Here is a 23,096-nt window from a genome sequence, read left to right as displayed (position 1 = left end):
CTCGCCCTCCGAAGGAGATGACCATGGGCCAGACTTCGTCGACATCGCCTCGACTCGAGATGCGCGGGGTGCGCAAGTACTTCGCGTCCTCCGGCGTCCTCGCCGTTGCGGACGTGTCGCTCGAGGTCTGGCCCGGGGAGGTCGTCGCGATCATCGGAGAGAACGGCACCGGCAAGTCGACTCTGATGAACATCCTGTTCGGGGTGCACACCCCCGACGCGGGAACGATCCACATCGACGGGCAACAGCGTCAGATCCGCAACCCGCAGGACGCGATCGATGCGGGACTGGGCATGGTGCACCAGCACTTCGAGCTCGTCCCCGGATTCACCGTCGCGCAGAACGTCCTGCTCGGACGCGAGCCGGCGAAGCGCGGCTTCTACGACGATCGCGCCGCGCGGGATCATGTTGCTCAGGTGGCGAAAGCCGCAGGTCTGGAGATCGATCCGGCTCGCAGGGTGTCGGAGCTGGCGATCGGCGCTCAGCAGCGCGTCGAGATCCTCAAAGCACTGGCAGCCGACGCCCGCACGGTGATCTTCGACGAGCCGACCGCGGTTCTCACTCCATCCGAGGCGCGCGAACTGCTCGGCATGATCCGTGGCCTCGCTGCCCGGGGACACTCCGTGCTGTTCATCTCGCACAAACTGCCCGAAGTCCAGGAAGTCGCGGACCGCATCATCGTGATGCGTCGCGGCGAGGTGGTTGCGAACCTCGTTCGGGGCGAGGCCGACGACGCAGAACTGGCACGGCTGATGGTGGGTCGCGAGGTCCACAGCCCGGAGATCCGCCCCGTGACAGGCGAGAGGCGTCCGGTGCTGGAGGGCCGTGGCCTGCACCTGGGCGGATTCGCCGCAGACCCTGACGCGACCTTCGACCTCGACGTTCGAAGCGGAGAGGTCCTCGGCATCGCGGGAGTGAGCGGGAACGGGCAGGATGAGCTCATCGAGGCCATCGCCGGTCTCGTTCCGCTCGCCGATGGCGAGCTGCGACTGGAGAGCACTGATCTGACGCCCCTGAGCCCCGTACGCCGCCGTGCGGCGGGGATCGCTCACATCGCGGAGGATCGAATGCGCGTCGGCCTCAATCTCGATGCGACTCTCGAGGAGAACGCCGCCGCAACGGCCTACCGCTCCCGCCGATTCAGCAGGTACGGCCTGATCCGCAGGCGTGCACGTCGCCAGTCCGCGACCCGGCTGATCGCCGACTACGAGGTGCGCGGCGGGGCGCCGACGCGGGTGGTGCGATCGCTCTCCGGCGGAAATCTCCAGAAGATCGTCATCGGACGCGAGCTCGACGGTCAGCCTTCCCTCGTTCTCGCCAACCAGCCGACCCGCGGGCTCGACGTCGGCTCCATCGAGTTCGTCCATCGTGCGCTGCTGTCTGCGGGCGAGGACGGGGCGGGCGTGCTCCTCGTCTCAACGGAGCTCGACGAGATCTTCGCGTTGTCGCATCGAATCGCGGTGATGTACCGCGGGCAGCTGATCGGTCCGTATCCCCGAGAAGCCGTCGACCGCGAACGCATCGGCCGCATCATGGCGGCCGGAAAGGAGGCCGCATGAACGCGGCGCAGAACGACACCCATCGCATCGTCGCCGATGTCGTCTGGACGGGTGGGACGTCGCCGACCGGTCCCTCGGTCGTCGAGGTCGTCGATGGGACGATCACGGCGGTCGAACCGCTCACAGGCGCCCGCCCGAGCGGCCCCGGGACCGTCGATCTCGGTGCCGCCGTGCTGATGCCCGGCCTCGTGAACACCCATGCGCACACGCCGATGTCGCTGATGCGCGGCGTCGCTGAGGGGCACTCGCTGCTGACGATGGAGGGATTCCTCGCTGTCCTGCGCACTCGAGAAGCGCATCTGACGCCCGCGCTCGTCCCCGCATCGGTGCAGGTCAGCTGCGCCGACTTCATCCGCCACGGGATCACCGCGTTCGCCGATCAGTACTTCTTCGCCGACCAGATCGCGCCCGCCGTGATCGATTCGGGGCTGCGTGCCGCACTGGCCTGGGGCATCGTCGAGCTGGGCGATGACGACGCTCGCGCTCGAGAGGTCGCGGCGGCCACGCGATTCGCCGAGCAGATCCAGGGCGCGTCGCGGATCGTGCGCGGCTGGCTGGGGCCGCATGCCTTCTTCGTCGACAACCAACCCGAGGCGATGGTCATCGCGCGGGATGTCGCCGAACGACTCGGCGTGGGGCTGCACGTCCACTTCTCGACGTCGAGCGAAGAAGACGACTACTGCCAGGCGCATTTCGGTACGTCTGCGCTGACGCAGCTGACCGAGATGGGAATGCTGCGCGTCCCGACGATCCTCGCTCACGGCAACACGATCCGAACCGACGAGCTGCCTCTGCTCGCGGGGACTCCCGCGACGATCTCGGTCGTGCCATCGGTCGCGATGCAGTCCGGTGTGCCGGCGGCTCCGGTGAGGGCGGCACTGGACGCGGGCGTCAACGTGGCGCTCGGCACCGACAACCCCTGCAACAACACCAATGCCGATCTGTTCGAAGAGATGGCGACGCTCGGCAAGCTGGCTGCCTTCACCTCCCGCCGCCCGAACGAGGTGACCCCGGCGGAGATCCTTCGGATCGCGACGGTGAACGGCCATCGTGCGCTCGGCGGAGCGGCCGTCGATGGCACTCTCGTGCCGGGCGCGGTCGCCGACATGATCGCGATCCCGATCTCCGAGATCGCGCGCGGTCCGGTCGGCGCTCAGAGTCTCGAGTCCGCGCTCGTGTACGGCACCAGCGGTGCATCGGTGCGCGACTCGATGGTCGACGGCCGATGGGTGATGCGGGACCAGGACGTCCTCACGATCGACGTTCCGGCGGCGCTCCGCGCGCAGCAGACGGATTACGACACGCTGACGGCCCGGATGCTGGCGGCAGAGGAGCACCGTGGACGCGAGTGAACGGCGCACGCTCATCGAGGAGCGAGTGACACGGAACGGCGAGGTGCAGTTCGCCCAGTTGGCGCGCGAACTCAGCGTCAGCGAGATGACGATCCGCCGCGACATCGAGGCGCTCGAGAGCACGGGCATCGTGCGCCGCATCTCCGGCGGCGCGATCGCGGTGCACGGCAGCGGCACCGCGTTCGAGCCGTCGTATGGCGCGAGAGCTGGCCGGGCGGTGGACACCAAGATGCATATCGCGACGGCTATCGCCGATGCGCTCTCACCAGGGGAGACCGTCATTCTCGACAGCGGATCGACGCTCGCCGCGGTCGCCCACGCGATCTGCGGACGCGGGTTGGGGCTGACCGTGATCACGCCCTCATTGACGGTCGCGACGATCCTCGCCGAAGAACCGGATACGACCATCGTCGTCACGGGCGGCACGCTGCGGCCGGGGGAGCTCAGCCTGATCGGCTCCGAGGCCGAGCGTCTGATCGGCACCTACAACTGCGACACCTTCATCGCGGGAGTCGCCGGGGTGGATGCCGCGCGCGGGCTGACGGAGTACCACCCGCAGGAAGCCGCCGTGAAACGCGCATCGGTTGCGGCCGCCAGGCGGGTGATCGTGGGCGTCGACTCCGCGAAGCTCGGCCGCGTGCACCTCGTCAGCATCGCGCCGTTGTCCGCGGTCGAGCTCCTCGTCACAGACGCCCCCGGCGACGATCCGTGCGTGTCCGCAGCACGAGAAGCCGGCGTGGAGACGCTGCTCGTGCGCCCTCTCGCGCCGTAACGGGCGCGAACGACCTGTCCGACCCGACTCATCCTCTGGAGAATCATGACCTCTCTTTTCCGCGCCGTTTTTCCGAGCACAGACAAGCCGCTCATCGCGATGGCGCACGTCCCCGCCCTGCCAGGCACCCCCCTCTACGACTCCGTGGGCGGTGTCGACGCGCTGGTCGAGCAGGTGCAGCGTGACGTCGACCTGCTGGTGGACGCGGGGTTCGACGCGGTGATGTTCTGCAACGAGAACGACCGCCCGTATCAGCTCCACGCGGGGCCGGAAGCGTCGGCTGTCATGGCGCGCGTCGTCACCGAGTGCCGTCCCTCGACGATCCCCTTCGGGGTCGACTACCTGTGGGACCCGCGCATCGCCCTCGCGACGGCGGTCGCGACCGGTGCGTCATTCCTGCGCGAGGTCGTCACCGGCGTCTGGGAATCCGACATGGGCCTGTGGAACACCGACGCCGCGGAGACGCTTCGCGAACGGCGTCGTCTCGACGCCGGGGACATCGCGATCCTGATGAACATCTCGCCCGAGTTCGCGTCGCCGATCGGCACTCGATCGTTCGCGCAGGTCGCACAGTCGACGGTGGTCTCGTCGCTCGCCGATGCGATCCTGGTGTCGGGCCCGATGGCAGGCGCGGGTCCTGATGCCTCGGTGCTGCGCGACGTGCGAGACGCGACACCCGAAGAGACGCCGGTGCTGCTCAACACCGGCGCTCGCGCCGACACGATCGCGGAGATGCTGACGATCGCGGACGGATGCATCGTCGGTTCGTCGCTCAAGGTCGACGGGTATACCTGGAACCCGGTGGACCCGGACCGTGCACGGCGCTTCGTCGACGCGGCACACGCGTAGGGATCGGAGGCGATCGATCGTGACAGACGGCGTTCTCATCGGGGTGGACCTCGGAACGACCGGAGTGAAAGTGGTCCTCGTCGACTCGGATCAGGGCGTCATCGCTTCGGCGTCCCGGGCGAACACACTGTCTTCGCCCGCGCCGGGATGGGCGGAAGCCGACCCTGAGCAGTGGCGGACGAACGCCCTCTCCGCGATCGCCGAGGTCGTCGCGCTGACGCCCGGACGCCGCATCGAGGCGATCGCGACGACCGGGATGGTTCCCGCCGTCGTGCTCGTCGGATCCGACGGCGAGCCGCTTCGCCCCGCGATGCTGCAGAACGACGCCCGGGCCGGTGAGGAGGTGGCCCGTCTCACGGCGGCTCTCTCCGATGCGGATCCGCTGAGCGCGACCGGGTCCGTGACGACGCAGCAGTCGGTCGCCCCGAAACTGGCGTGGGTGGCACGGCACGAGCCCCACGTCTGGCGTCGCACGTACGCGGTGCTGGGGTCCTACGACTGGCTGCTCACAGCCTTGGGGGCGATTCCTCACGTCGAGGTGAACTGGGCGGTGGAGTCCGGGCTGTTCGACCTGGACCGCTCACCTTTCGCACCGGCGGTGGCAGCTGTGGCGGGAGCGGGCGATCGCCTGGCTCCCGTGAAGCCCAGCGGGGCCGTCGTCGGCGAGCTGCGCGCAGATATCGCCGCCGGCGTCGGGTTGCCGGCGGGGATCCCCTTGGTCGTCGGCGGAGCGGATCATGTCCTGTCGGCGTACAGCGCCGGACTCACGCAGGTGGGGGATTGGCTGGTCAAGCTCGGCGGGGCGGGAGACATCCTCGCCGTGTCCGAAGAGCCGATCACGGATGAGCGGTTCTTCCTCGATTCGCACACGATCCCTCACCTCTGGTTGCCGAACGGATGCATGGCGACCAGCGGAAGCCTGGTCCGATGGGTCCAGGGGCTGCTGAAGATCGAGGACCTCGCCGCGATGGACGGCGAAGCCGCCGGTCGCCCGGCTTCTGAGGTCCTGTGCCTGCCGTATTTTCTCGGTGAGAAGAGCCCGATCAACGACGTCGACCTGCGCGGGGTGTTCGCGGGCATGCACCTGGGGCACGACGCTGTCGACCTGTACCGCAGCGCCCTCGAGGGGATCGCGTTCGGCTTCCGCCACAACGCCGAGGTGCTGAGCGAGCGCGGCGTCCTCCTGTCGTCGGCGACGGTGACGAACGGGGGCGCGACGTCTCTCCTGTGGAAGCAGATCCATGCGTCTGTGCTCGGCGTGCCCTTGCGGACCGTCAGGAACCATCCCGGCGCCTCGCTGGGCGCGGCCATCGCCGCAGGGATCGGAGTCGGGATCTTCGCCGACTGGACGACGCCGTTGGCGCTCGTCGAGGAGGGTGACACGATCGAGCCGCGGGATGATCTCGTCGGTCGATACGACGAGGCGTACTCGCTGTGGCGCGAGCTCGCGGGCGCGACGGCGCCGACGATGCGAGCCCTCGCTCGACGATGACGGACGACCTGCAGGGCGCTATGCGCTTGCTGAGGGTTCGGGCCCTGGCTTTGCGTCCGGGCGCCACGTACTTACCGTAGGTGAGTCGCTCTCTCTGGGGGAGTGGCCGGCACGTCGTGTCGATCCCCGAACGAGAGCAGAAGCGTGAACCAGAAGCGCGAGTCGAAGAACGCCGCCCGGCAGGCCGCCCGCGAGGAGGCCGAGCGGAGGCGCCAGGCCGAGCGGCGTCGCACTCGGCGCATCCGCACCGCGGTCATCGCCGGCGGCGTCGTCGTGGCCGCCGGCGTCGTGGCCGCGGTCGCCATCCCGATCGTCCACGCGACGAGCCAGCCCTCCGCGGCCGCGGCCGGCGGATCCGGGACGACCTGGGCCGTGCCGTCCGACGTCGAGTCGGCCGTGAAGTCGGCAGGGCTCGACATGCTCACCGCCGAGGGGACCGCGCTCCACATCCACTCCCACCTCAGCGTGACGGTCGACGGCACCGCGGTCTCCGTCCCGGCGTACCTCGGCATCGACGAGGCGGCTGGCGAGATCTCGCCGCTGCACACGCACGACGACTCCGGGATCATCCACGTCGAGTCCCCGACGGTCGAGGACTTCACGCTCGGGCAGGTGTTCGACGAGTGGCAGGTGCCGCTCTCGGATGGCACCGTCGGCGCGTACACCGACGGCCAGGACGGCCAGACCATGACGGTGTTCGTGGATCAGAAGGAGTACTCCGGGGATCCCGCCGACATCGTGCTCGCCGATCACGAGGACATCGACATCGTGGTGACGTCGGCCGGAGAGACGGCGACCGCGCCTGCGGCGTTCACCTGGCCCGAGGGATACTGAGGCCCCGCGCGCGGATCCCGCGCGGCTCGAGACGACGGAGGAACCCCATGAAGCTCACCATCGAGATCGACCTCGACTCGATCGCCGATGACCCCGCGGCCGAGGGCGGACGGATCCTCCGGTACTGGGCCGGCGCGCTCGGGCAGATGGACCTGTCCGCCGAGGCCGAGTACCCGCTCATGAACGCGGCGTACGACGCGCAGGTCGGGACGCTGCGGATCGCGTCCGACTGATCTCGAGGCGCGTCGCCTCGACGCCTTGCGGGCCAGCTCGACGCAGTCTTAGTATCTGCGTATGAGTGAAGATTCGAAGAAGTGCACTTTCGACCCGCAGAGTCAGTACGTCGATCTCGCCGCCGAGGTGTTCACGCTGTTGTCGGACGCGACGCGGATCCGGATCATCCTCGCGCTGCGCGACGGCGAGCTCGCGGTCGGCGAGCTCGCGGAGCGTGTCGGCAAGTCGCCGACCGTCGTCTCGCAGCACCTCGCGAAGCTGCGGTGGGGGCGGGTCGTCGCCGCCCGCCAGTCGGGCACCCGCGTCTTCTACAGCCTGATCGACGAGCACGCGCGTCAGCTCGTGACGCACGCCGTGTTCCAGGCCGAGCACGTGGTGGACGGCTCCGTCCCCGAGCATCACCTCGGGGCGCAGGGGCTCCCCGAGCGCGCCGAGGGCTCGGGGTCGTGAGCGTCGCGGCGGAGCAGGCCTCGGGATCGCCCCGGGTGATGGCGGAGCGGAGCCTCTGGAGCCGCATCGACCGGGGCGACCTCGCGCGCACGCTGTTCGTGGCGGCCTGCGCGGCCGCGGTCGCCCTCGGCTTGACCGGGCCGTGGCCGTCCGTGCCGGTCGTCGCGGTGCTCGGGCTCGTGGTCGGCTGCTGGCCGATTCTCGCCGAGGCGTGGGAGGACGTGCGGCACCGGCGCATGAGCATGGAGCTGTCGATGCTCATCGCGATCGCCGCCGCCGCGGCGATCGGGGAGTGGGTGACGTCGCTCGTCATCACGACCTTCGTCCTCGCCGCCGAGATCCTCGAGGACCTCTCGATGGACCGCGGTCGCGACGCCCTCACGGACCTCATGGCGTTCCTGCCGGAGACGGTGCAGCTGCGCGACGGGGCGGATGTCGTGGTGTCGCCGCTCGCCGAGGTGCGCGCGGGGCAGGTCGTCGTGATCGCCCCCGGCGGGCGGATCCCCGTCGACGGCACGGTGGTCGCGGGTTCCTCGAGCGTCGACCAGTCGCGCATCACAGGGGAGTCGCTCCCCGTCGACGTCGCGGTCGGCAGCGAAGTGCTGTCGGGGTCGATCAACCAGGTCGGTGCCGTGGACGTGCGCGCCGAGCGGATCGGCGCCGACTCGTCGTACGGGCGGATCGTCGAGGCGGTGCGCGAGGCGCAGTCGTCGGAGCCTCCCGTCCAGCGCCTCGCCGATCGCCTCGCCGCGTGGCTCGTGTACCTCGCGCTCGCGGGCGCCGCGGTCACGTTCCTCGTCACGCGCGACCTCACGGCGACGATCTCGGTCGTGGTCGTCGCGGGCGCGTGCGGCATCGCGGCGGGCACGCCGCTCGCCGCGCTCGCGGCCATCGCCCGCATCGCCCGCTCGGGCGCCTTCGTGAAGGACGGCGCCCACCTCGAGGCCCTCTCGTCCGTCGACACCGTGGTGTTCGACAAGACGGGAACGCTGACGTCCGGAGCGCCGACCGTCGTCGGGATCCGCCCCGCGCCCGGCACGGACGAGGACGAGCTGCTCGCGCTCGTCGCGGCCGCGGAGTCGTCCTCCGAGCACCCGCTCGGTCAGGCGATCGTCGCGGCGGCGCGAGGCCGGGGCCTCGCGCTCGGGGCGGCGGAGGGATTCTCCTATGAGCCCGGCCGCGGGCTCGCCGCGACGGTCTCGGGCCGATCGGTCGCCGCGGGCAACCGCGCGCTGGTCCCCGGCGCGCCCGACCCGCTCGACGGGCAGGGCACCGCGACCCCCGTCCACGTCGCGGTCGACGGCGTCTATGCGGGGACGATCCTGCTCGCCGACGCGATTCGGGACAGCGCGCGCCGCGCGGTCGCCGAGCTGCACCGACGCGGCCTGAACACCCTCATGATCACCGGTGACCAGGAGGCCACGGCCCGCGCGGTCGGCGCCGAGGTCGGGATCGACGACGTCCGGGCCGGGCTCCTGCCCGACGAGAAGCTCGCGGCGATCGACGCCGAGCGCGCCGCGGGCCGGAGGCTCGCGATGGTCGGCGACGGCGTGAACGACGCTCCGGCGCTCGCGCGGGCCGACGTCGGGATCGCGATGGGCTCCGGAACCGACATCGCGCGCGAGAGCGCCGACGTCGTGCTCATCAGCTCCGACCTCGACGACCTCGTCCGCACGGTGCACGTCGCCCGCCGCGCTCGCCGCATCGTCATGGCGAACTTCATCGGCACGATCGTCATCGACCTCCTCGGCATGAGCCTCGCGGCGTTCGGGTTCCTGAGCCCCGTCGTCGCGGCCCTCATCCATGTGGGGAGCGAGACGGCGTTCATCCTCAACTCGGCGCGCCTGATCCCGGGGCGCCGCGCCCGCCGCTGACGCGGGCCGGGATCAGGCCGCGGTCCGCCGGAGCAGGACGCTGAGGCGGATCGCCGAGACGAGGAAGAAGATCCCGCCGATCGCGGCATAGCCCGCGGGGCCGGCGACCGAGCTCGCGCCCTGGATCCCCTGCAACACGAATCCCGCGCCCGCGAAGACCGAGATGCCGCCGCTGAGCATCTGCGCGACCTGGCCGCCCGATGCGCGGTTGCGGATCGCGGTGACGAGCTGCGGGATGCCCGATCCGATCGCCCAGATGCCCCACACGACGAGGACCGCGGGAATCGAGACGGTCGAGGCGACCCCGAGTGCGACCGCCACCGCGACGCTGACGGCGACGTTGATCCACTCGGACGCGCTCGATCGAGCGGGTGCGGCGCGCAGCTGCCACAGGACCGATCCCGCGTCGAAGAGCGGATAGATCACGAGCAGGATCGTGAGGAACGCCCCGGTCGGGGCGGCCGCGAGGACGACGGCCGCCCACGCGATCGCGAAGACGAACCGGACGGCGTAGAGGCGCCGCAGGGCGGCGGCGAAGGGGATGGACATCGGGCTCTCCGATCGAAGGTTGGGATGTAGAGTTACTAGTACGTCTACATGAGCGAAGATAGGCTTTCCCCACCGCGAACGCAACCCGCGCCGCGAACCTCGGAGCGAAGAATGACCCCCACGACACCGGCCCCCGCGGCGCGTCGGTCCTCGGCCGCGGACACCAGGGCCCGGATCCTGACGGCGGCGAGCGAGCTGTTCTACGCCCAGGGGATCCGCGCGACGAGCGCGGACCGGATCATCGACGACGTCGGGATCACGAAGGTCACCTTCTACCGCCACTTCCGCAGCAAGGGCGAGCTCGTCGTCGCGTACCTCGAGCAGCAGGCGTCGGCCGAGCGGGCCTGGATGGAGGAGTCGCGCGGGGCAGGCGACGCGATCGGATCCCTCCGCGCGCTCGCCGCGGGCATCGGCGAGGCGAGCTGCCGGCCGGGCTTCCGCGGCTGCGCGTTCATCAACGCCGCCGCCGAGTTCGCCGACCCGGGGGATCCCGTGCGCGCGGCCGTCGACGCGCACCGCGCGTGGATGCTCGAGCAGTTCGCCGAGATCGCAGCGTCGGCGGGGGCGCACGACGTCGACGCGACCGCCCGCCAGCTGATGGTCCTGCGCGACGGCGCGATGGTCAACGGCTACCTCGGCGACGCGAACTCCGTCGCGGGCGCCGTCGGAGGCGCCTTCGCCGCGGTCGTCTCGGCCGCGATCCGGTAGAGGACCGGGTATCCCGACTTCCGAGGACCGAGGTGTGCCGCTCGCGGCATGTGGGCCCTGTCAGCATGGAGGGACCCGCCCCGCCCCGGAGGAGAGCACGTGGAACCGACCGGCCCCTGGACAGAACGACCCTGGACGACGGCGTACGCGCCGGGGGTTCCGGACGACATCCCCGAGGTCACCGAGACGCTCGTCGACATGGTGGATCGGAGCGTCCGACGCCATCGCCGGACGACCGCGCTCGTGTTCTTCGGCGCCCGCACGACCTACGGCGACCTGGGGGAGCGGATCGCCCGCGCCGCGGCGGGGCTGCGCCGGCTCGGCGTCCAGGCGGGAGACCGCGTGGCGCTCGTCATGCCGAACTGCCCTCAGCACGTCGTCGCGTTCTACGCGGTCCTGCGGCTCGGCGCGGTCGTCGTCGAGCACAACCCGCTGTACACCCCGCGGGAGCTGCGGCACCAGTTCGAGGATCACGGGGCGCAGGTCGCGATCGTGTGGGACCGGACCGCCGACGTCGTCGCCGAGCTGCCGAGCGACGTGCGCCCGCGCCACATCGTCGCGGTCGACATGACGGCCGAGATGCCGTTCGGGAAGCGCGCGGCGCTGCGCCTCCCCGTCCCGGCGGCTCGCGAGGCGCGCGCGAAGCTCACGGCCCGCCCGCGATCGCGTGGCGTCATCGCGTGGCGGAAGCTCGTCGGCGGGCGGCGCCTCCCGCGTCGGCACCGCCGCCCCAGCGTCGACGACGTCGCGATCCTCCAGTACACGAGCGGCACGACGGGAACGCCCAAGGGCGCGATCCTCACGCACCGCAACCTCCGCGCGAACGCGATGCAGGGGCGCGCGTGGGTGCCGGGGCTGCGGGAGGGCGAGGAGACCTTCTACGGGGTGCTGCCGCTCTTCCACGCGTACGGGCTCACGCTCTGCCTGACCTTCGCGATGAGCATCGGCGCGAAGCTCGTGCTGTTCCCGACCTTCGACGCCGCGCTCGTCGCCGACGCCGCGAAGGCGGATCCGCCGACCTTCCTCCCCGGCGTCCCTCCCGTCTACGACGCCCTCGCACGCAGCGCGGCGCACGGCGCGATCGACGTCTCGACGGTGCGGTTCGCGATCTCCGGGGCGATGAGCCTGCCGCTCGCGACGGTGCGGCGGTGGGAGGAGGCGACGGGCGGCCTGCTCGTTGAGGGGTACGGGATGACCGAGACATCGCCCGTCGCGCTCGGCAACCCGATCGGGCCGACGCGGCGCCCCGGGACCGTCGGCGTTCCGTTCCCGGGCACCGACATCCGCGTCGTCCGCATCGACGATCCGTCGGCCGAGGTCGGGCCGGGCGAGGCCGGAGAGCTCCTGCTGCGCGGGCCGCAGGTGTTCGCGGGCTACTGGAAGCGCCCCGAGGAGACGGCGGCCGCGCTGCTGCCGGGAGGATGGCTGCGCACGGGCGACATCGTCACGGTCTCGGACGACGGCTTCGTGACGGTCGTAGACCGGATCAAGGAGCTCATCATCACGGGCGGATACAACGTCGCACCGCACGAGGTCGAGGAGACGCTCGAGGCGCACCCCGACGTCGTCGCCGCGGCGGTGGTGGGGCTCCGGCGCCCCGACGGAAGCGAGCAGGTCGCCGCGGCCGTCGAGATCGCCGAGGGGCGGGTGTTCGACGACGGGGCCCTGCGCGACTTCTGCCGCGCGCACCTGGCCGACTACAAGATCCCGCGCCGGATCGTCCGGATGGACGAGCTGCCGCGCTCCCTCGTCGGGAAGGTGCTGCGCCGCGAGGTGCGCGACCGGATGACGGCGGGGCGCGGCGCGACGGAGAAGTAGGCGCCGGGCTGCGGGTGCGAAGAAGGGGTCGGTGCGTGCGGAAGTCCGCGCGCACCGGCCCTTTCCTGGAGGATCAGTCGTCGGAGACGGTGACCTTCACCTCGATGTTGCCGCGGGTCGCGTTCGAGTAGGGGCACACCTGGTGGGCGGCGTCGGCGAGGTCCTGCGCCGTCGCGTGGTCGAGCTCGGGGATGACGACCTCGAGCTCGACGGCGAGGCCGAATCCGCCCTCGCCGTTCGACCCGATCGACACGCGGGCGCCGACCGAGGATCCCTCGATCGAGACCTTGCGCGAGCGGGCCACGCTCTGGAGGGCCGAGTGGAAGCAGGCCGAGTAGCCCGCCGCGAAGAGCTGTTCGGGGTTCGCGCCCGCGCCCGATCCGCCCATCGCCTTCGGGATCGCCATGTCGAACTCGAGGTCCGACTCGATCACCGAGACGTGGCCGTTGCGGCCGGCTCCGGTCGCGAGTGCTTCTGTCGTATATGCAGCGTCCATGATCAGAGACTAAGCACGCGCCGGATCCGCCGGGCCGATCACAGCGGATCCATGGGTTCGCCCGTCAGCCGCGCGACGCGGAGAGGAGGTCGTGGATCTCGGTGAGCCGCTCGGTGAGGTCGGGGATGTCCCCGGCGCCGCGCGCGGGGGACAGGGCGCCGCTCCACACCTGGCGCAGCCGCCGGAGGTTCTCGGCGGCCCGCGGGGTCGAGGTGACGGTCACGCCGCGACCGTCACCGGGCGCGTCGGTGCGCATGAGGAGGCCCTTCTCCTCGAGGCGCCGCAGGAGCGCGCTGACGTTGGGGCGCTGCATGTCGACCGCGTGGGCGATCGCGCTCGGCGTCGTTCCGGGGTTGCGGTCGACGAAGCGCATCACGGCGTGCTCGGAGACCGTGAGCTCGGTGATGTCGGCGTCGGCGTGGCGGCGCTCGATCGTGCGCGAGAGCGCCGACACGATCTCGGCGAGGTCGGCCAGCTGGTCGTCGGTGACGGAGTGCGGCATGCCGCCAGTGTACTCGTGATGATTTGATAATTATTGATCAATAACTACACTGGATCGCATGACCTCCACGACCTCCTTCCGAAGCGACACCGCAGCGCAGCGCGCGGCGCGGCCCGGGATCGGCGCGGGCCTGCTCCTCGTGCTCGCGCTCCTCCAGGCGGTCACGCCGTTCGCGACAGACCTCTACCTGCCCGCCTTCCCCGCGATGACCGCCGACCTGTCGACGAGCGCGACGGGCGTGCAGCTCACGCTGACGGCCTTCCTCGTCGGCATCGCCGCGGGCCAGCTCGTCTTCGGGCCGCTCTCCGATCGATACGGCCGTCGCACGCCGCTCGTCGTCGGCGCCGTGATCTTCGTGCTCTCGAGCGCCGCCGCCGTGGTCGCCCCGACCGTCGGCGTGCTCATCGCGGCGCGCGTCGTGCAGGGTCTCTCGGGCGCGGCCGGCATGGTCCTCGGCCGCGCCGTGATCTCCGACCTCGCCGTCGGGCCCGCGGCCGCGAGGGCCATGAGCCTCATGATGATCGTCGGGGGAGTGGCGCCCGTCGTCGCGCCTCTCATCGGCGGCGTGATCGCCGACCCCCTCGGCTGGCGGGGCGTCCTCGCGGTCGTCGCCGTGATCGCGCTCGCGAGCCTCGTCGCCGTCGTGTTCGGGGTGCGCGAGTCGCTGCCGCGCGAGCGGCGCGACGCGATGCGCGCCGACAAGGCGCGGGAGGGATCCGCGCTCGCCCCGCTCGCCACGTGGGGCTACCTCGGCTACACGCTCGCGTTCGCCTTCGGGTTCGGCGTCATGATGGCCTACATCTCGGCGTCGCCGTTCATCTACCAGACGATGATGGGGCTCGGGACCCTCGAGTACAGCCTGCTCTTCGGCGTCAACGCCCTCGCGCTCATGGTCGTGAGCGCCGCGTCGGCCAAGCTCGTCGACCGCGTGCCCGCCGAGCGGCTCATGGGGCTGGGGCTCGGGATCTCGGCGGTCGGGGCCGCGCTGTTCCTGCTGATCGCGGCGACGGGCGCGCCCGTCTGGCTGCTCGCCGTCGCGGTGTTCGTCGCCGTCGCTCCGCTGGGTCTCGTCCTCGGCAACGGATCGGCGCTCGCGCTCGCGGCGGTTCCCCGCGCCGCGGGGAGCGCGTCCGCCGTCCTCGGCGCCGCGCAGTTCGGGCTCGCGGCCGTGATCTCGCCCCTCGTGAGCGTCGCGGGCGAGGACACCGCGATGCCCTGCGCGATCGTCATGGTCGCGTCCGCGGCCGCGGCGCTCGCCGCGTACGGGGTCGCGCGCCGCGCCGGACGCGCTTAGCGGATGCGCCGAGGGGCGCGGATCCCGAACGGATCCGCGCCCCTCGGCGTCGACGAATAGGTCAGGCTCCCGCGGCGGCGTCGCCCACGGCGATCGCCTCCGCCTCCTCCACCTCGCTGGCCGCGTGCGCATCGATCCGGCGCAGCGTGCGGCGGCCGAAGATGATCACGAGGGCCGCGATCGCGGCCGAGGCGCCCGCGAACCAGTACGGGATCGTCGAGCTGAACGCGTCGGCGAGCGCCGTCGCGAGCGGCGGGGCGATCGCGCCGCCGAGGAAGCGGACCCCCGAGTAGGCCGACGACGCGACGGAGCGCGGCAGGTCGGTCGCCTCCATGACGGCCTCCGTCAGCACGGTGTTGCACACGCCGAGGATCAGGCCCCCGATGATGATGCAGGTCACGAGGCCCGCCTTGCTGTCGACGATGAAGCCCGCGACGACGAGGTCGATCGCGAGGAGCGGCAGCATGACCGTCAGGGTGTTGCGCAGGCCCCACGCGCGGATGAGCGCGGGCGCGAGGAACACGCTCGTGATCGCGAGCGCGACGCCCCAGCCGAAGAACGTCCAGCCGATCTGGATCGCGCCGAACCCGAGGGGGAACGGCGAGTACGCGAGCAGGATGAAGAAGGCGATGTTGTAGAACAGCGCCGTGACGGCGAGGATGCCGAGCGCGGGGCGGCCGAGCGCGCGGAACGGCGCCGAGAGGTGCAGGGGGCTGCGCTCCTGCTTCGGCATGCGCAGCATCGTCACGATCGCGATGAACGCGACGGCCATGAGCGTCGTGACGCCGAAGAACGGGCCGCGCCAGCTGACCTCCCCGAGGAGACCGCCGACGAGGGGGCCGACCGCGATGCCGAGGCCGAGCGCGGCCTCGTAGATGATGATCGCGGCACTGGAACCGCCCGCCGCGGCTCCGACGATCGCGGCGAGCGCCGTCGAGATGAAGAGGGCGTTGCCGAGGCCCCAGCCCGCGCGGAACCCGATGATCTCGTCGACCGATCCGCTGATCGCGCTGAGGAACGCGAAGACGACGACGACCGCGAGCCCGATGAGGAGCGTCGCCTTCGTGCCGATGCGGCTCGACACCCACGAGGTGAAGAACATCGCGGCGCCCGTGACGGCGAGGTAGCTCGTGAAGAGCAGCTCGGTCTGCGTCGGCGTCGCGTCGAGCGACGTGGCGATCGAGGGGAGGATCGGGTCGACGAGGCCGATGCCCATGAAGGAGACGACCGCGGCGAACGCGATCGCCCACACGGGAAGCGGCTGCTTCCAGATGGATCCGGAGGAGGGACTGCTCATCGAGAGGATCCCCTTTCTGCTGTGTGAGGGTGGGATGTCGTGGCCTCGGCGAGCTGCTCGCGGAGGATCTCGGCGGCGCGGCCGAGGGCCCGCCAGTCGTCGTCGTCGAGCCCCGAGAACCGGGGGAGCAGGGCGGCGACGAGCTCGCGGCGCCAGGCGGCGTACGCGGCGGATCCCTCGTCGGTCGCGGCGACGATCACGGCGCGCTGGTCGTCGGGGTCGTGCGCGCGCTCGAGGAGGCCGGCCTCGGTCATCGTCGCGACGAGCCGCGTCATGCCCGGCTGCGTCACGCGGCTCAGGCGCGCGAGGTCGCCGAGCCGCAGCGGGCCGCGCTCGAGGAGGATCGCGAGCGTGCGCCACTGAGCCGACGGCGTCTCGTTCTGCATGTCGACGGCGGCCGTGCGCGTGAGGGCGTGGGCGCCGATGATGAGCGATTCGAGGTCGTGAGAGCGTGTCACGTCCAACAAAGATACCAGAGGTATATAACTACGGCATCTATTCGGCGGAACCTACGATGGATCCATGACCGCGAACCTCAGCCGAGAAGAGACGGCGGCCCGGTCGGCCGCCATCACCCTGAGCGCCGTGCAGGTCGAGCTCGACCTCACCGGCGCGCCCGACGCGGAGGTCACGGGCTTCCCGACCGCCACGACGCTCGCCTTCCAGGCGCGGGAGGAGTCGACGTGGATCGACTTCCTCGGCGAGAGCGTCGACCGCGTCGTCGTCAACGGCGTCGACCACCCGGTCATCTGGGACGGCGCGCGCATCACGGTCACGGGCCTCGGGCCCGAGAACGAGGTGCGGATCGAGGCGACGGGCGCGTACAGCCGTTCGGGCGAGGGCCTGCACCGCTTCGTCGACCCCGTCGACGGCGCCACCTACCTCTACACGCAGTACGAGCCGGCCGACTCGCGCCGCGTCATGGCCGCCTTCGAGCAGCCCGACATGAAGGCGCGCTACACCTTCCGCGTCACGGCGCCCGCGGGCTGGACGGTGCTCTCGGGAGGCCGCGCCCTCGTCACGATGGGCGGCGGCCAGGAGCAGACCGTCGAGTTCGCCCCGACGCTGCCGATCTCGTCGTACATCACGGCGGTCGCGGCCGGGCCGTACCACGGCGTCTCGGGGGAGTGGACCCGCGGCGAGCAGCGCGTCGCGCTCGGCGCCTATGTGCGCGCCTCGCTCGCGGCGCACCTCGACTCGGAAGAGATCTTCGAGGTCACGAAGCAGGGACTCGACTTCTACGCCGACGCGTTCGGGTTCGACTACCCCTGGGGCAAGTACGACCAGATCTTCGTCCCCGAGTACAACCTCGGCGCGATGGAGAACCCCGGGCTCGTCACGTTCACCGAGGCGTACATCTTCCGCGGCGCCGCGACCGAGGCCCAGCGCGAGGCGCGGGCCAACACGATCCTCCACGAGATGGCGCACATGTGGTTCGGCGACCTCGTGACGATGCGCTGGTGGGACGACCTCTGGCTCAAGGAGTCGTTCGCCGACTACATGGGGGCCCACGCCTCGGTCGCGGCGACGCGCTTCTCCGACGCCTGGGCGTCGTTCGCGAACCGCCGCAAGGCCTGGGCGTACGAGCAGGACCAGCTGCCGACGACCCACCCGATCGTCGCCGACATCCCCGATCTCGAGGCGGCGAAGCTCAACTTCGACGGGATCACCTACGCCAAGGGCGCCTCGGTGCTCAAGCAGCTCGTCGCGTTCGTCGGCGAGGAGGCGTTCTTCGCGGGTGCGCGGGCGTACTTCCGGGCCCACGCCTACGGCAACACGACGCTCGACGACCTGCTCGTCGCGCTCGAGGACGCGTCGGGCCGCGACGTGCGCGCGTGGTCGCGGGCGTGGCTCGAGACGACGGGCGTCAGCGAGATCTCGTACGACGGATCCGCCCTCGTGCAGACCGACGCCCGCCCGCACCGCCTGCGGGTGGGGCTGTACGCGCTCGACGGCGACGCGCTCGTCCGCACCGAGTCGGTCGACGTCGAGCTCACGGAGGAGCGGACGCCGATCGAGCTCCCGGACGCGGATCTCGTGCTCATCAACGACGGCGACCTCACCTACGCCAAGGCGCGCCTCGATGAGCGCTCGCTCGCGACGGTCGAGAAGGCGCTCAGCGGCCTGGACGACGCGCTCGCGCGCGGTCTCGTCTGGTCGGCCCTCTGGAACGCGACGCGCGACGGTCTGCTGCCGGCGGGGCGCTTCCTCGCGATCGTCGAGCGCCACGCGCCGCGCGAGGCGAACGTCGGCCTGCTCGCGGGAACGCTCGCGAACGCCGCGCACACTGTCAACCACTTCGTCGCGGACGCCGATCGCGACGCCGCGCGCGCCGCGTGGCTCGACGTCGTCGCCCAGTCGCTCCGCGCCGCCGGGCCGGGCTCGGGTGCGCAGCTCGCCTGGGCCCGCGCCCTCGGGGCGGCGGCCTCGGTCTCGGACGGCCGATCGGCAGCGATCCGCGCGATGCTCGACGGATCTGAGCCCGCACCCGAGGGCCTCGCGCTCGACGCCGACCTGCGCTGGGCGTGGATCTTCGCGCTCGCCGCGACGGGCGCCGTGGGCGAGGACGAGATCCGCGCCGAGCTCGCGCGCGACGACACGATGTCGGGCCGCACCGCGGCGGTCGCGGCGCTCGCCGCGCGCCCCGAAGCCGACGTCCGCGCCGCCGCGTGGGAGGGCGCGTGGACCGACACGTCGCTCACGAACGATCACCTCGGCGCCACGATCGACGGCGTGCGCGCCGGCGGCCGGCGCGACCTCGTCGCGGGCTTCGACGACGACTACTTCGCGCGGATCCGCCCGACGTGGGCCGAGCGCTCGATCGAGATCGCCCGCCGCCTCGTGCGCGGCCTGTTCCCCGCGGGCGACTCGCTCGAGAAGGTCGACGCCTGGCTCGCCGCGAACGACGACGCCCCGGGTTCGCTCCGCCGCCTCGTGATCGAGCAGCGCGACCACCTGGCGCGCGACCTGCGGGTGCGCGCCGCGAACTGACGCGACGAGAGGGGCCCCGGCGGATGCCGTGGCCCCTCTCGCGTGCGATGCGCGTCAGGCGGCGGGGCCGTCGGCGAGCGTCACGGTCGCGGTCTGGCTCGCGCCGGCCGCCGTGGTCCAGGCGATCGTCACCTGGTCGCCCGAGTCGTACGACGCGAGGATCTGCGTGAGGTCGTCGGACGAGGAGACGGCGACGCCGTCGACCGAGGTGATGACGTCGCCCGCGGCGATGCCCGCGTCGGCGGCCGGGGTGCCCTCGATGACCCCCGCGACCGACGCGCCCGTCACGGAGGCGCCGTTCTGGTAGCCGTACGCCGACATGCCCGTCTCGCTGGAAACCTGCACGCCGAGGAACGCGGGGTAGCCGATCGTCACGCTGCCCGACTCGTCGCCCGACACGATCTGGTTCGCGATGTCGAGGGCGTCGTCGATCGGGATCGCGTAGGCGACCGTCGTGGCGGATCCGCTCGACGCCGCGGTGTCGATGCCGATGACCTCGCCCTCGTCGTCGAGGAGGGGGCCGCCCGAGTCGCCCGAGACGACGTCGGCCGAGATCTGGATCATGCCGTCGAGCGTCTCGCTCGAGACCGTCGACTCGGACTGCGTCGTGACCGTCGAGTCGAGGTCGGTGATCGTGCCGTCCGCCGCCATGAGGACGCCGCCGCCCTCCGAGTTCCCGACCGCCGTGACGTCGTCGCCGACCGCGGCGTCGTCGTCGTCGTCGATCGTCGCCGTTGTGAGGCCCGACGCGCCCTCGAGCTGCAGCACCGCGACGTCGTTCTCGGCGTCCGTGCCCACGACCGTCGCCGTGTACTGCTGGCCCGTGGATCCGATCGTCACGGTGATCTCGGTGGATCCCTCGACGACGTGGTTGTTGGTGAGGACGAGGCCGTCGCTCGTGAGCACGATGCCCGTTCCCGCGGCCTCGGCGTTCTCGTACCCGAGCACCGTGTTGACGAGGACCACGCCCGACGCCTCGTCGGTGCTCGCGGTCGTCGAGGCCTCGTTGCCGGAGGTCGTCGACTGCTGCTGCTGCTCGGTCCCGCTGCCGAACGGCGAGACCTGCTGCGCGGATCCGCTCGACGAGGATCCCGACGAGTCCTGCTGCTGGGGGATGGTCTGAGCGGCGGTCGTCGTCGGCGAGAGCGTCGCCGCGCCGACGGGGATGCCCGCCGCGAAGGCGCCGATGACGAGCGCGGATCCGGCGGCGCCGAAGATCGTCGCGCGGCGCCGATACCAGGGCCGCTTGGCGGCGACCGGTGCGGTGGGAGTGGTGGGAGTGATGTCGTCCATGAGGGCCCCTTTCGTGCCTGATGGACTCATTGGACTCCCCGGACCAGCGCGTACGCGATGATCGCCCTATGCGCTTCCTATGAAGCCGGATCGCTCACGCCGGAGACGGCCACCAGCGCGGCATCGATGCGAGCACCTGCCGGCCGAAGGCGCGCGAATCGGTGTCGTCGGAGGCTGCCCACAGTTCGAGCGCGCTCGCGATGCCGCCCGCCATGAACGCGACGCCGACGGTCGAGTCCTCGGGGACGTCGGCCCCGTTGGCCCGGAGCACGTCGACGGCCATCTGCATGCGGTCGAGGTAGCGCTGGCGCAGCCGCTTGCGGAAGCCGAGCGACACCGACGACTCGAGGAGGGCGCGGATCGCGGTGCGTTCGCGGAGGACCGCGTCGAGAAGCTCGACCATCTGGTCGACGTAGACCTGCGACGACTCGGAGGGGGAGGCCGTGAAGGGCTCGACGGCGCTCGCCTCGTCGAGCATCGTCGCGTACACGTCGGCCGCGAGGTCTCCGACGCTCGCGTAGTGGCCGTAGAAGGTCGTGCGGTGCACGCCCGCGGCGCGGCACAGCTCGGCGACGCCGATGTCGCCGAGGTCCTCGGCCTGGAGCATCGTGCGGAGCGCGTCGGCGAGCCGCTGCCTGCTGCGCTGCGCTCGCGGGTCGTCCGATGTCGCGGAAGGGGAGACGGGGGTGTTCGTCATGGGCCAAGTCTGCCGCACGACGGCGCGCCGGGCGCGGACGCCCCTCCTTGAGGCGCGCCTGGGAATGCGGGCGCGCCGCACCGTGTCGCGCCGGGCGCGCCGCCGTGCTCCGCGTACTCTCGTGGGGTCATGATCCGGTTCGAGAACGTCACCAAGCGATACCGCGGCACCGCCCAACCCGCGCTCGACGGCGTCGACTTCGAGGTCGACCGCGGCGAGTTCGTGTTCCTCGTCGGCGCCTCGGGCTCCGGCAAGTCGTCGTGCCTGCGCCTCATGATGCGCGAGGGAACGCCGTCCGAGGGGCGCGTGCTCGTGCTCGGGCGCGACACCAAGGCGCTGAGCGACAGGCGCACGCCCTACTTCCGCCGCAGCATCGGATCCGTCTTCCAGGACTTCCGCCTGCTGCCGTCGAAGACCGTCACGCAGAACATCGCGTTCGCGCTGCAGGTCATCGGGCGCTCGCGCAGCGCCGTCAAGGCCGCCGTTCCCGAGGCGCTCGAGCGCGTCGGACTCGCGGGCATGGGCAAGCGCATGCCGCACGAGCTCTCGGGCGGCGAGCAGCAGCGCGTCGCGATCGCCCGCGCGATCGTCAACCGCCCCCAGATCCTCCTCGCCGACGAGCCGACGGGAAACCTCGACCCCACGACCTCGGTCGAGGTCATGCGCGTCCTCGAGGCGATCAACGCCGCCGGCACGACCGTCGTCATGGCGACGCACGAGGCCGGCTTCGTCGACCGCATGCAGCGCCGCGTCCTCGAGCTCTCGAGCGGCAGGCTCGTGCGCGACGAGGTGCGCGGGTCGTACGGCGACACCTCGGTCGTCGCGACCCTGCGCCCCGAGGCCGAGCGCGGCGCCTCGTCGATCGCGGCCCTGACCGCCGCCCTCGAGGTCCAGCGCGAGACCGTCACGGGCGCGGGCCCTCTCGCCGAGCAGGCCGCCGAGGCGATGGCGCAGCCCGCCGACGACGCGGCCGCCGAGGCGCCGGACGACGCCCCCGAGGCCCCCGCCGCCGACGACGCAGACAAGAACACCCCGGTCGCGCCCGAGCCGCAGGTCGACGACCTCGGCGTCGCCGACCGCCTCGGCCTCACGGGCCGCGACGACGAAGTGGGGCCCACCTCGTGAACGGCTCGCTCATCATCTCGGAGGCGCTCCAGGGCCTCCGCCGCAACCTCTCGATGGTCGTCTCGGTCATCCTCGTGACATTCGTGTCGCTGACCTTCGTCGGCGCCGCGATCCTCATGCAGGCGCAGATCGGCAAGACGAACTCCTACTTCGAGGATCGTGCGCAGGTCGACGTGTACATGTGCTCGTCGATCTCCGACGGCGACACGTGCGTCGACGGCACGGCGAGCGACGAGCAGATCCAGGCGGTCCAGGACCAGCTCGACGGATCCACGCTCGCCCCGCTGATCGACTCGTACTCGTTCCAGACGCAGCAGGAGGCGCACGACGAGCTCACGCAGAGCTTCGATGCGAGCATCTCCGGCCTCCTGACGGTCGACCAGACGAGCGCGGTCTTCCACATCGACCTGCAGAACCCCGACCAGACCGACGTCATCCGCGAGGCGTTCAGCGGCGTGCAGGGCGTCGAGGAGGTCGCCGACCAGCTCGAGTACCTCGACCCGCTCTTCCAGACCCTGACGATCGCGACGTACATCGCCATCGGCATCGCGGTGCTCATGCTCATCTCGGCGGTGCTGCTCATCTCGACGACGATCCGGCTGTCGGCGTTCGCGCGTCGCCGCGAGGTCGGGATCATGCGCCTCGTCGGCGCGTCGAACGGCACGATCCAGACGCCGTTCGTGCTCGAGGGCATCCTCGCGGCGTTCATCGGATCGGTCCTCGCGAGCGCCGCCGTGGTGGTGCTCGTGCGGGTCGGCGTCGGCGACTACCTCGCGACCGAGGCGTCGGCGATCCCGTGGATCGGCCTCGCCGAGACCTGGTACGTCATCCCCGTCATCATCCTGCTCGGCGTGCTGCTCGCGGCGCTGTCGGCCGGCTTCGCGATCCGCCGCTGGCTCAAGGCCTGAGG

22 protein-coding genes are annotated in these 23,096 nt (G+C 71.4%); 15 read left to right on the top strand and 7 right to left on the bottom strand.

Annotation, left to right across the window (positions count from 1 at the left end; all coding sequences use genetic code 11):
- Positions 1-23 precede the first annotated feature (23 nt).
- The 9 genes from H576_RS0109890 to H576_RS0109845 all read left to right on the top strand — a co-directional run bounded on the left by H576_RS0109890 (position 24) and on the right by H576_RS0109845 (position 9,416).
- The gene (locus H576_RS0109890; protein ID WP_029150812.1) at positions 24-1,559 is read left to right on the top strand and encodes an ABC transporter ATP-binding protein; all 1,536 of its coding nucleotides are present in this window, start codon (positions 24-26) and stop codon (positions 1,557-1,559) included.
- The gene (locus H576_RS15235; protein ID WP_051172567.1) at positions 1,556-2,911 is read left to right on the top strand and encodes an amidohydrolase family protein; all 1,356 of its coding nucleotides are present in this window, start codon (positions 1,556-1,558) and stop codon (positions 2,909-2,911) included. The genes H576_RS0109890 and H576_RS15235 overlap by 4 nt, the downstream gene beginning before the upstream one ends.
- Positions 2,898-3,683, top strand: coding sequence for a DeoR/GlpR family DNA-binding transcription regulator (locus H576_RS0109880; protein ID WP_029150811.1), 786 nt, complete (start codon positions 2,898-2,900; stop codon positions 3,681-3,683). Before H576_RS15235 ends, H576_RS0109880 begins: the two co-directional genes overlap by 14 nt.
- A gap of 45 nt (positions 3,684-3,728) precedes the next feature.
- Entirely contained in the window at positions 3,729-4,532 is an 804-nt protein-coding gene (locus H576_RS0109875) for a BtpA/SgcQ family protein (protein WP_029150810.1), read from the top strand.
- Between the two features lie 19 nt (positions 4,533-4,551).
- A complete protein-coding gene (locus H576_RS0109870; RefSeq protein WP_245559161.1) occupies positions 4,552-6,024 on the top strand; it encodes an FGGY-family carbohydrate kinase in 1,473 nt (490 codons plus the stop codon).
- Between the two features lie 144 nt (positions 6,025-6,168).
- A complete protein-coding gene (locus tag H576_RS15230; protein WP_051172566.1) occupies positions 6,169-6,858 on the top strand; it encodes a hypothetical protein in 690 nt (229 codons plus the stop codon).
- Positions 6,859-6,905: 47 nt separating this feature from the next.
- Positions 6,906-7,091 carry a hypothetical protein gene (locus tag H576_RS0109855; protein WP_029150808.1) on the top strand — a complete coding sequence of 62 codons (186 nt, stop codon included), beginning with the start codon at positions 6,906-6,908 and terminating at the stop codon, positions 7,089-7,091.
- A gap of 61 nt (positions 7,092-7,152) precedes the next feature.
- Positions 7,153-7,542 carry an ArsR/SmtB family transcription factor gene (locus tag H576_RS0109850; RefSeq protein WP_029150807.1) on the top strand — a complete coding sequence of 130 codons (390 nt, stop codon included), beginning with the start codon at positions 7,153-7,155 and terminating at the stop codon, positions 7,540-7,542.
- On the top strand, positions 7,539-9,416 hold the full coding sequence (locus H576_RS0109845) for a heavy metal translocating P-type ATPase (RefSeq protein ID WP_211215799.1): 1,878 nt from the start codon (positions 7,539-7,541) through the stop codon (positions 9,414-9,416). Before H576_RS0109850 ends, H576_RS0109845 begins: the two co-directional genes overlap by 4 nt.
- Positions 9,417-9,428: 12 nt before the next feature.
- On the opposite strand, the gene H576_RS0109840 is transcribed toward H576_RS0109845, so the two are convergent.
- Positions 9,429-9,965: a hypothetical protein gene (locus H576_RS0109840; protein WP_051172563.1), complete on the bottom strand. Its 537-nt coding sequence runs from the start codon at positions 9,963-9,965 to the stop codon at positions 9,429-9,431.
- A 111-nt stretch (positions 9,966-10,076) separates the two neighbouring features.
- On the opposite strand from H576_RS0109840, the gene H576_RS0109835 reads away from it, so the two are divergent.
- Positions 10,077-10,673: a TetR/AcrR family transcriptional regulator gene (locus tag H576_RS0109835; protein ID WP_029150804.1), complete on the top strand. Its 597-nt coding sequence runs from the start codon at positions 10,077-10,079 to the stop codon at positions 10,671-10,673.
- Between the two features lie 99 nt (positions 10,674-10,772).
- Positions 10,773-12,491 carry a long-chain-fatty-acid--CoA ligase gene (locus H576_RS0109830; protein WP_029150803.1) on the top strand — a complete coding sequence of 573 codons (1,719 nt, stop codon included), beginning with the start codon at positions 10,773-10,775 and terminating at the stop codon, positions 12,489-12,491.
- Positions 12,492-12,564: 73 nt separating this feature from the next.
- Here H576_RS0109830 and H576_RS0109825 read toward each other — a convergent pair whose 3' ends face one another.
- Complete coding sequence (locus H576_RS0109825; protein ID WP_029150802.1) at positions 12,565-12,987, bottom strand: organic hydroperoxide resistance protein; 423 nt, start codon at positions 12,985-12,987, stop codon at positions 12,565-12,567.
- A gap of 64 nt (positions 12,988-13,051) precedes the next feature.
- Positions 13,052-13,489 (bottom strand): MarR family winged helix-turn-helix transcriptional regulator, encoded by a 438-nt coding sequence (locus tag H576_RS15225; protein ID WP_036320309.1) that lies wholly within the window; start codon positions 13,487-13,489, stop codon positions 13,052-13,054.
- A gap of 58 nt (positions 13,490-13,547) precedes the next feature.
- Here H576_RS15225 and H576_RS15220 point away from each other — a divergent pair, with 58 nt between their 5' ends.
- Positions 13,548-14,783 carry a multidrug effflux MFS transporter gene (locus H576_RS15220; protein ID WP_036320307.1) on the top strand — a complete coding sequence of 412 codons (1,236 nt, stop codon included), beginning with the start codon at positions 13,548-13,550 and terminating at the stop codon, positions 14,781-14,783.
- 61 nt (positions 14,784-14,844) lie between these two features.
- Here the strand turns inward: H576_RS15220 and H576_RS0109810 are convergent, their stop codons facing one another.
- Complete coding sequence (locus tag H576_RS0109810) at positions 14,845-16,080, bottom strand: MFS transporter (protein WP_029150801.1); 1,236 nt, start codon at positions 16,078-16,080, stop codon at positions 14,845-14,847.
- Complete coding sequence (locus H576_RS15215; protein ID WP_051172578.1) at positions 16,077-16,538, bottom strand: MarR family winged helix-turn-helix transcriptional regulator; 462 nt, start codon at positions 16,536-16,538, stop codon at positions 16,077-16,079. The genes H576_RS0109810 and H576_RS15215 overlap by 4 nt, the downstream gene beginning before the upstream one ends.
- A gap of 64 nt (positions 16,539-16,602) precedes the next feature.
- Between H576_RS15215 and pepN the strand changes: the two genes are divergently transcribed.
- Complete coding sequence (pepN, locus tag H576_RS0109800; protein WP_029150800.1) at positions 16,603-19,071, top strand: aminopeptidase N; 2,469 nt, start codon at positions 16,603-16,605, stop codon at positions 19,069-19,071.
- 54 nt (positions 19,072-19,125) lie between these two features.
- On the opposite strand, the gene H576_RS15210 is transcribed toward pepN, so the two are convergent.
- Both H576_RS15210 and H576_RS0109790 read right to left on the bottom strand, forming a co-directional pair.
- Positions 19,126-20,364: a S1C family serine protease gene (locus tag H576_RS15210; protein ID WP_084502650.1), complete on the bottom strand. Its 1,239-nt coding sequence runs from the start codon at positions 20,362-20,364 to the stop codon at positions 19,126-19,128.
- Positions 20,365-20,458: 94 nt separating this feature from the next.
- Positions 20,459-21,061, bottom strand: coding sequence for a TetR/AcrR family transcriptional regulator (locus H576_RS0109790; protein ID WP_029150799.1), 603 nt, complete (start codon positions 21,059-21,061; stop codon positions 20,459-20,461).
- A gap of 129 nt (positions 21,062-21,190) precedes the next feature.
- Here H576_RS0109790 and ftsE point away from each other — a divergent pair, with 129 nt between their 5' ends.
- Together ftsE and ftsX are read left to right on the top strand one after the other, a co-directional pair.
- On the top strand, positions 21,191-22,186 hold the full coding sequence (gene ftsE, locus H576_RS0109785) for a cell division ATP-binding protein FtsE (protein ID WP_029150798.1): 996 nt from the start codon (positions 21,191-21,193) through the stop codon (positions 22,184-22,186).
- A complete protein-coding gene (ftsX, locus tag H576_RS0109780; RefSeq protein ID WP_029150797.1) occupies positions 22,183-23,094 on the top strand; it encodes a permease-like cell division protein FtsX in 912 nt (303 codons plus the stop codon). The genes ftsE and ftsX overlap by 4 nt, the downstream gene beginning before the upstream one ends.
- The last annotated feature ends 2 nt before the right edge of the window (positions 23,095-23,096 follow it).

The organism is Microbacterium indicum DSM 19969 (assembly GCF_000422385.1).
Taxonomy (GTDB): Bacteria; Actinomycetota; Actinomycetes; order Actinomycetales; family Microbacteriaceae; genus Microbacterium; species Microbacterium indicum.
Note: the sequence above shows the minus strand (reverse complement) of the source record. Positions and strands in the feature narration are given on the sequence as shown.

Coding starts and splice junctions, on each gene's coding strand:
- H576_RS15225 (WP_036320309.1), bottom strand. CDS start 13,489: ATGCCGCACTCCGTCACCGACGACCAGCTGGCCGACCTCGCCGAGATC.
- H576_RS0109790 (WP_029150799.1), bottom strand. CDS start 21,061: ATGACGAACACCCCCGTCTCCCCTTCCGCGACATCGGACGACCCGCGA.
- H576_RS0109850 (WP_029150807.1), top strand. CDS start 7,153: ATGAGTGAAGATTCGAAGAAGTGCACTTTCGACCCGCAGAGTCAGTAC.
- H576_RS15210 (WP_084502650.1), bottom strand. CDS start 20,364: ATGGACGACATCACTCCCACCACTCCCACCGCACCGGTCGCCGCCAAG.
- H576_RS15235 (WP_051172567.1), top strand. CDS start 1,556: ATGAACGCGGCGCAGAACGACACCCATCGCATCGTCGCCGATGTCGTC.
- H576_RS0109810 (WP_029150801.1), bottom strand. CDS start 16,080: ATGAGCAGTCCCTCCTCCGGATCCATCTGGAAGCAGCCGCTTCCCGTG.
- H576_RS0109835 (WP_029150804.1), top strand. CDS start 10,077: ATGACCCCCACGACACCGGCCCCCGCGGCGCGTCGGTCCTCGGCCGCG.
- H576_RS0109875 (WP_029150810.1), top strand. CDS start 3,729: ATGACCTCTCTTTTCCGCGCCGTTTTTCCGAGCACAGACAAGCCGCTC.
- ftsE (WP_029150798.1), top strand. CDS start 21,191: ATGATCCGGTTCGAGAACGTCACCAAGCGATACCGCGGCACCGCCCAA.
- H576_RS0109840 (WP_051172563.1), bottom strand. CDS start 9,965: ATGTCCATCCCCTTCGCCGCCGCCCTGCGGCGCCTCTACGCCGTCCGG.
- pepN (WP_029150800.1), top strand. CDS start 16,603: ATGACCGCGAACCTCAGCCGAGAAGAGACGGCGGCCCGGTCGGCCGCC.
- H576_RS0109890 (WP_029150812.1), top strand. CDS start 24: ATGGGCCAGACTTCGTCGACATCGCCTCGACTCGAGATGCGCGGGGTG.
- H576_RS0109825 (WP_029150802.1), bottom strand. CDS start 12,987: ATGGACGCTGCATATACGACAGAAGCACTCGCGACCGGAGCCGGCCGC.
- H576_RS15220 (WP_036320307.1), top strand. CDS start 13,548: ATGACCTCCACGACCTCCTTCCGAAGCGACACCGCAGCGCAGCGCGCG.
- H576_RS0109855 (WP_029150808.1), top strand. CDS start 6,906: ATGAAGCTCACCATCGAGATCGACCTCGACTCGATCGCCGATGACCCC.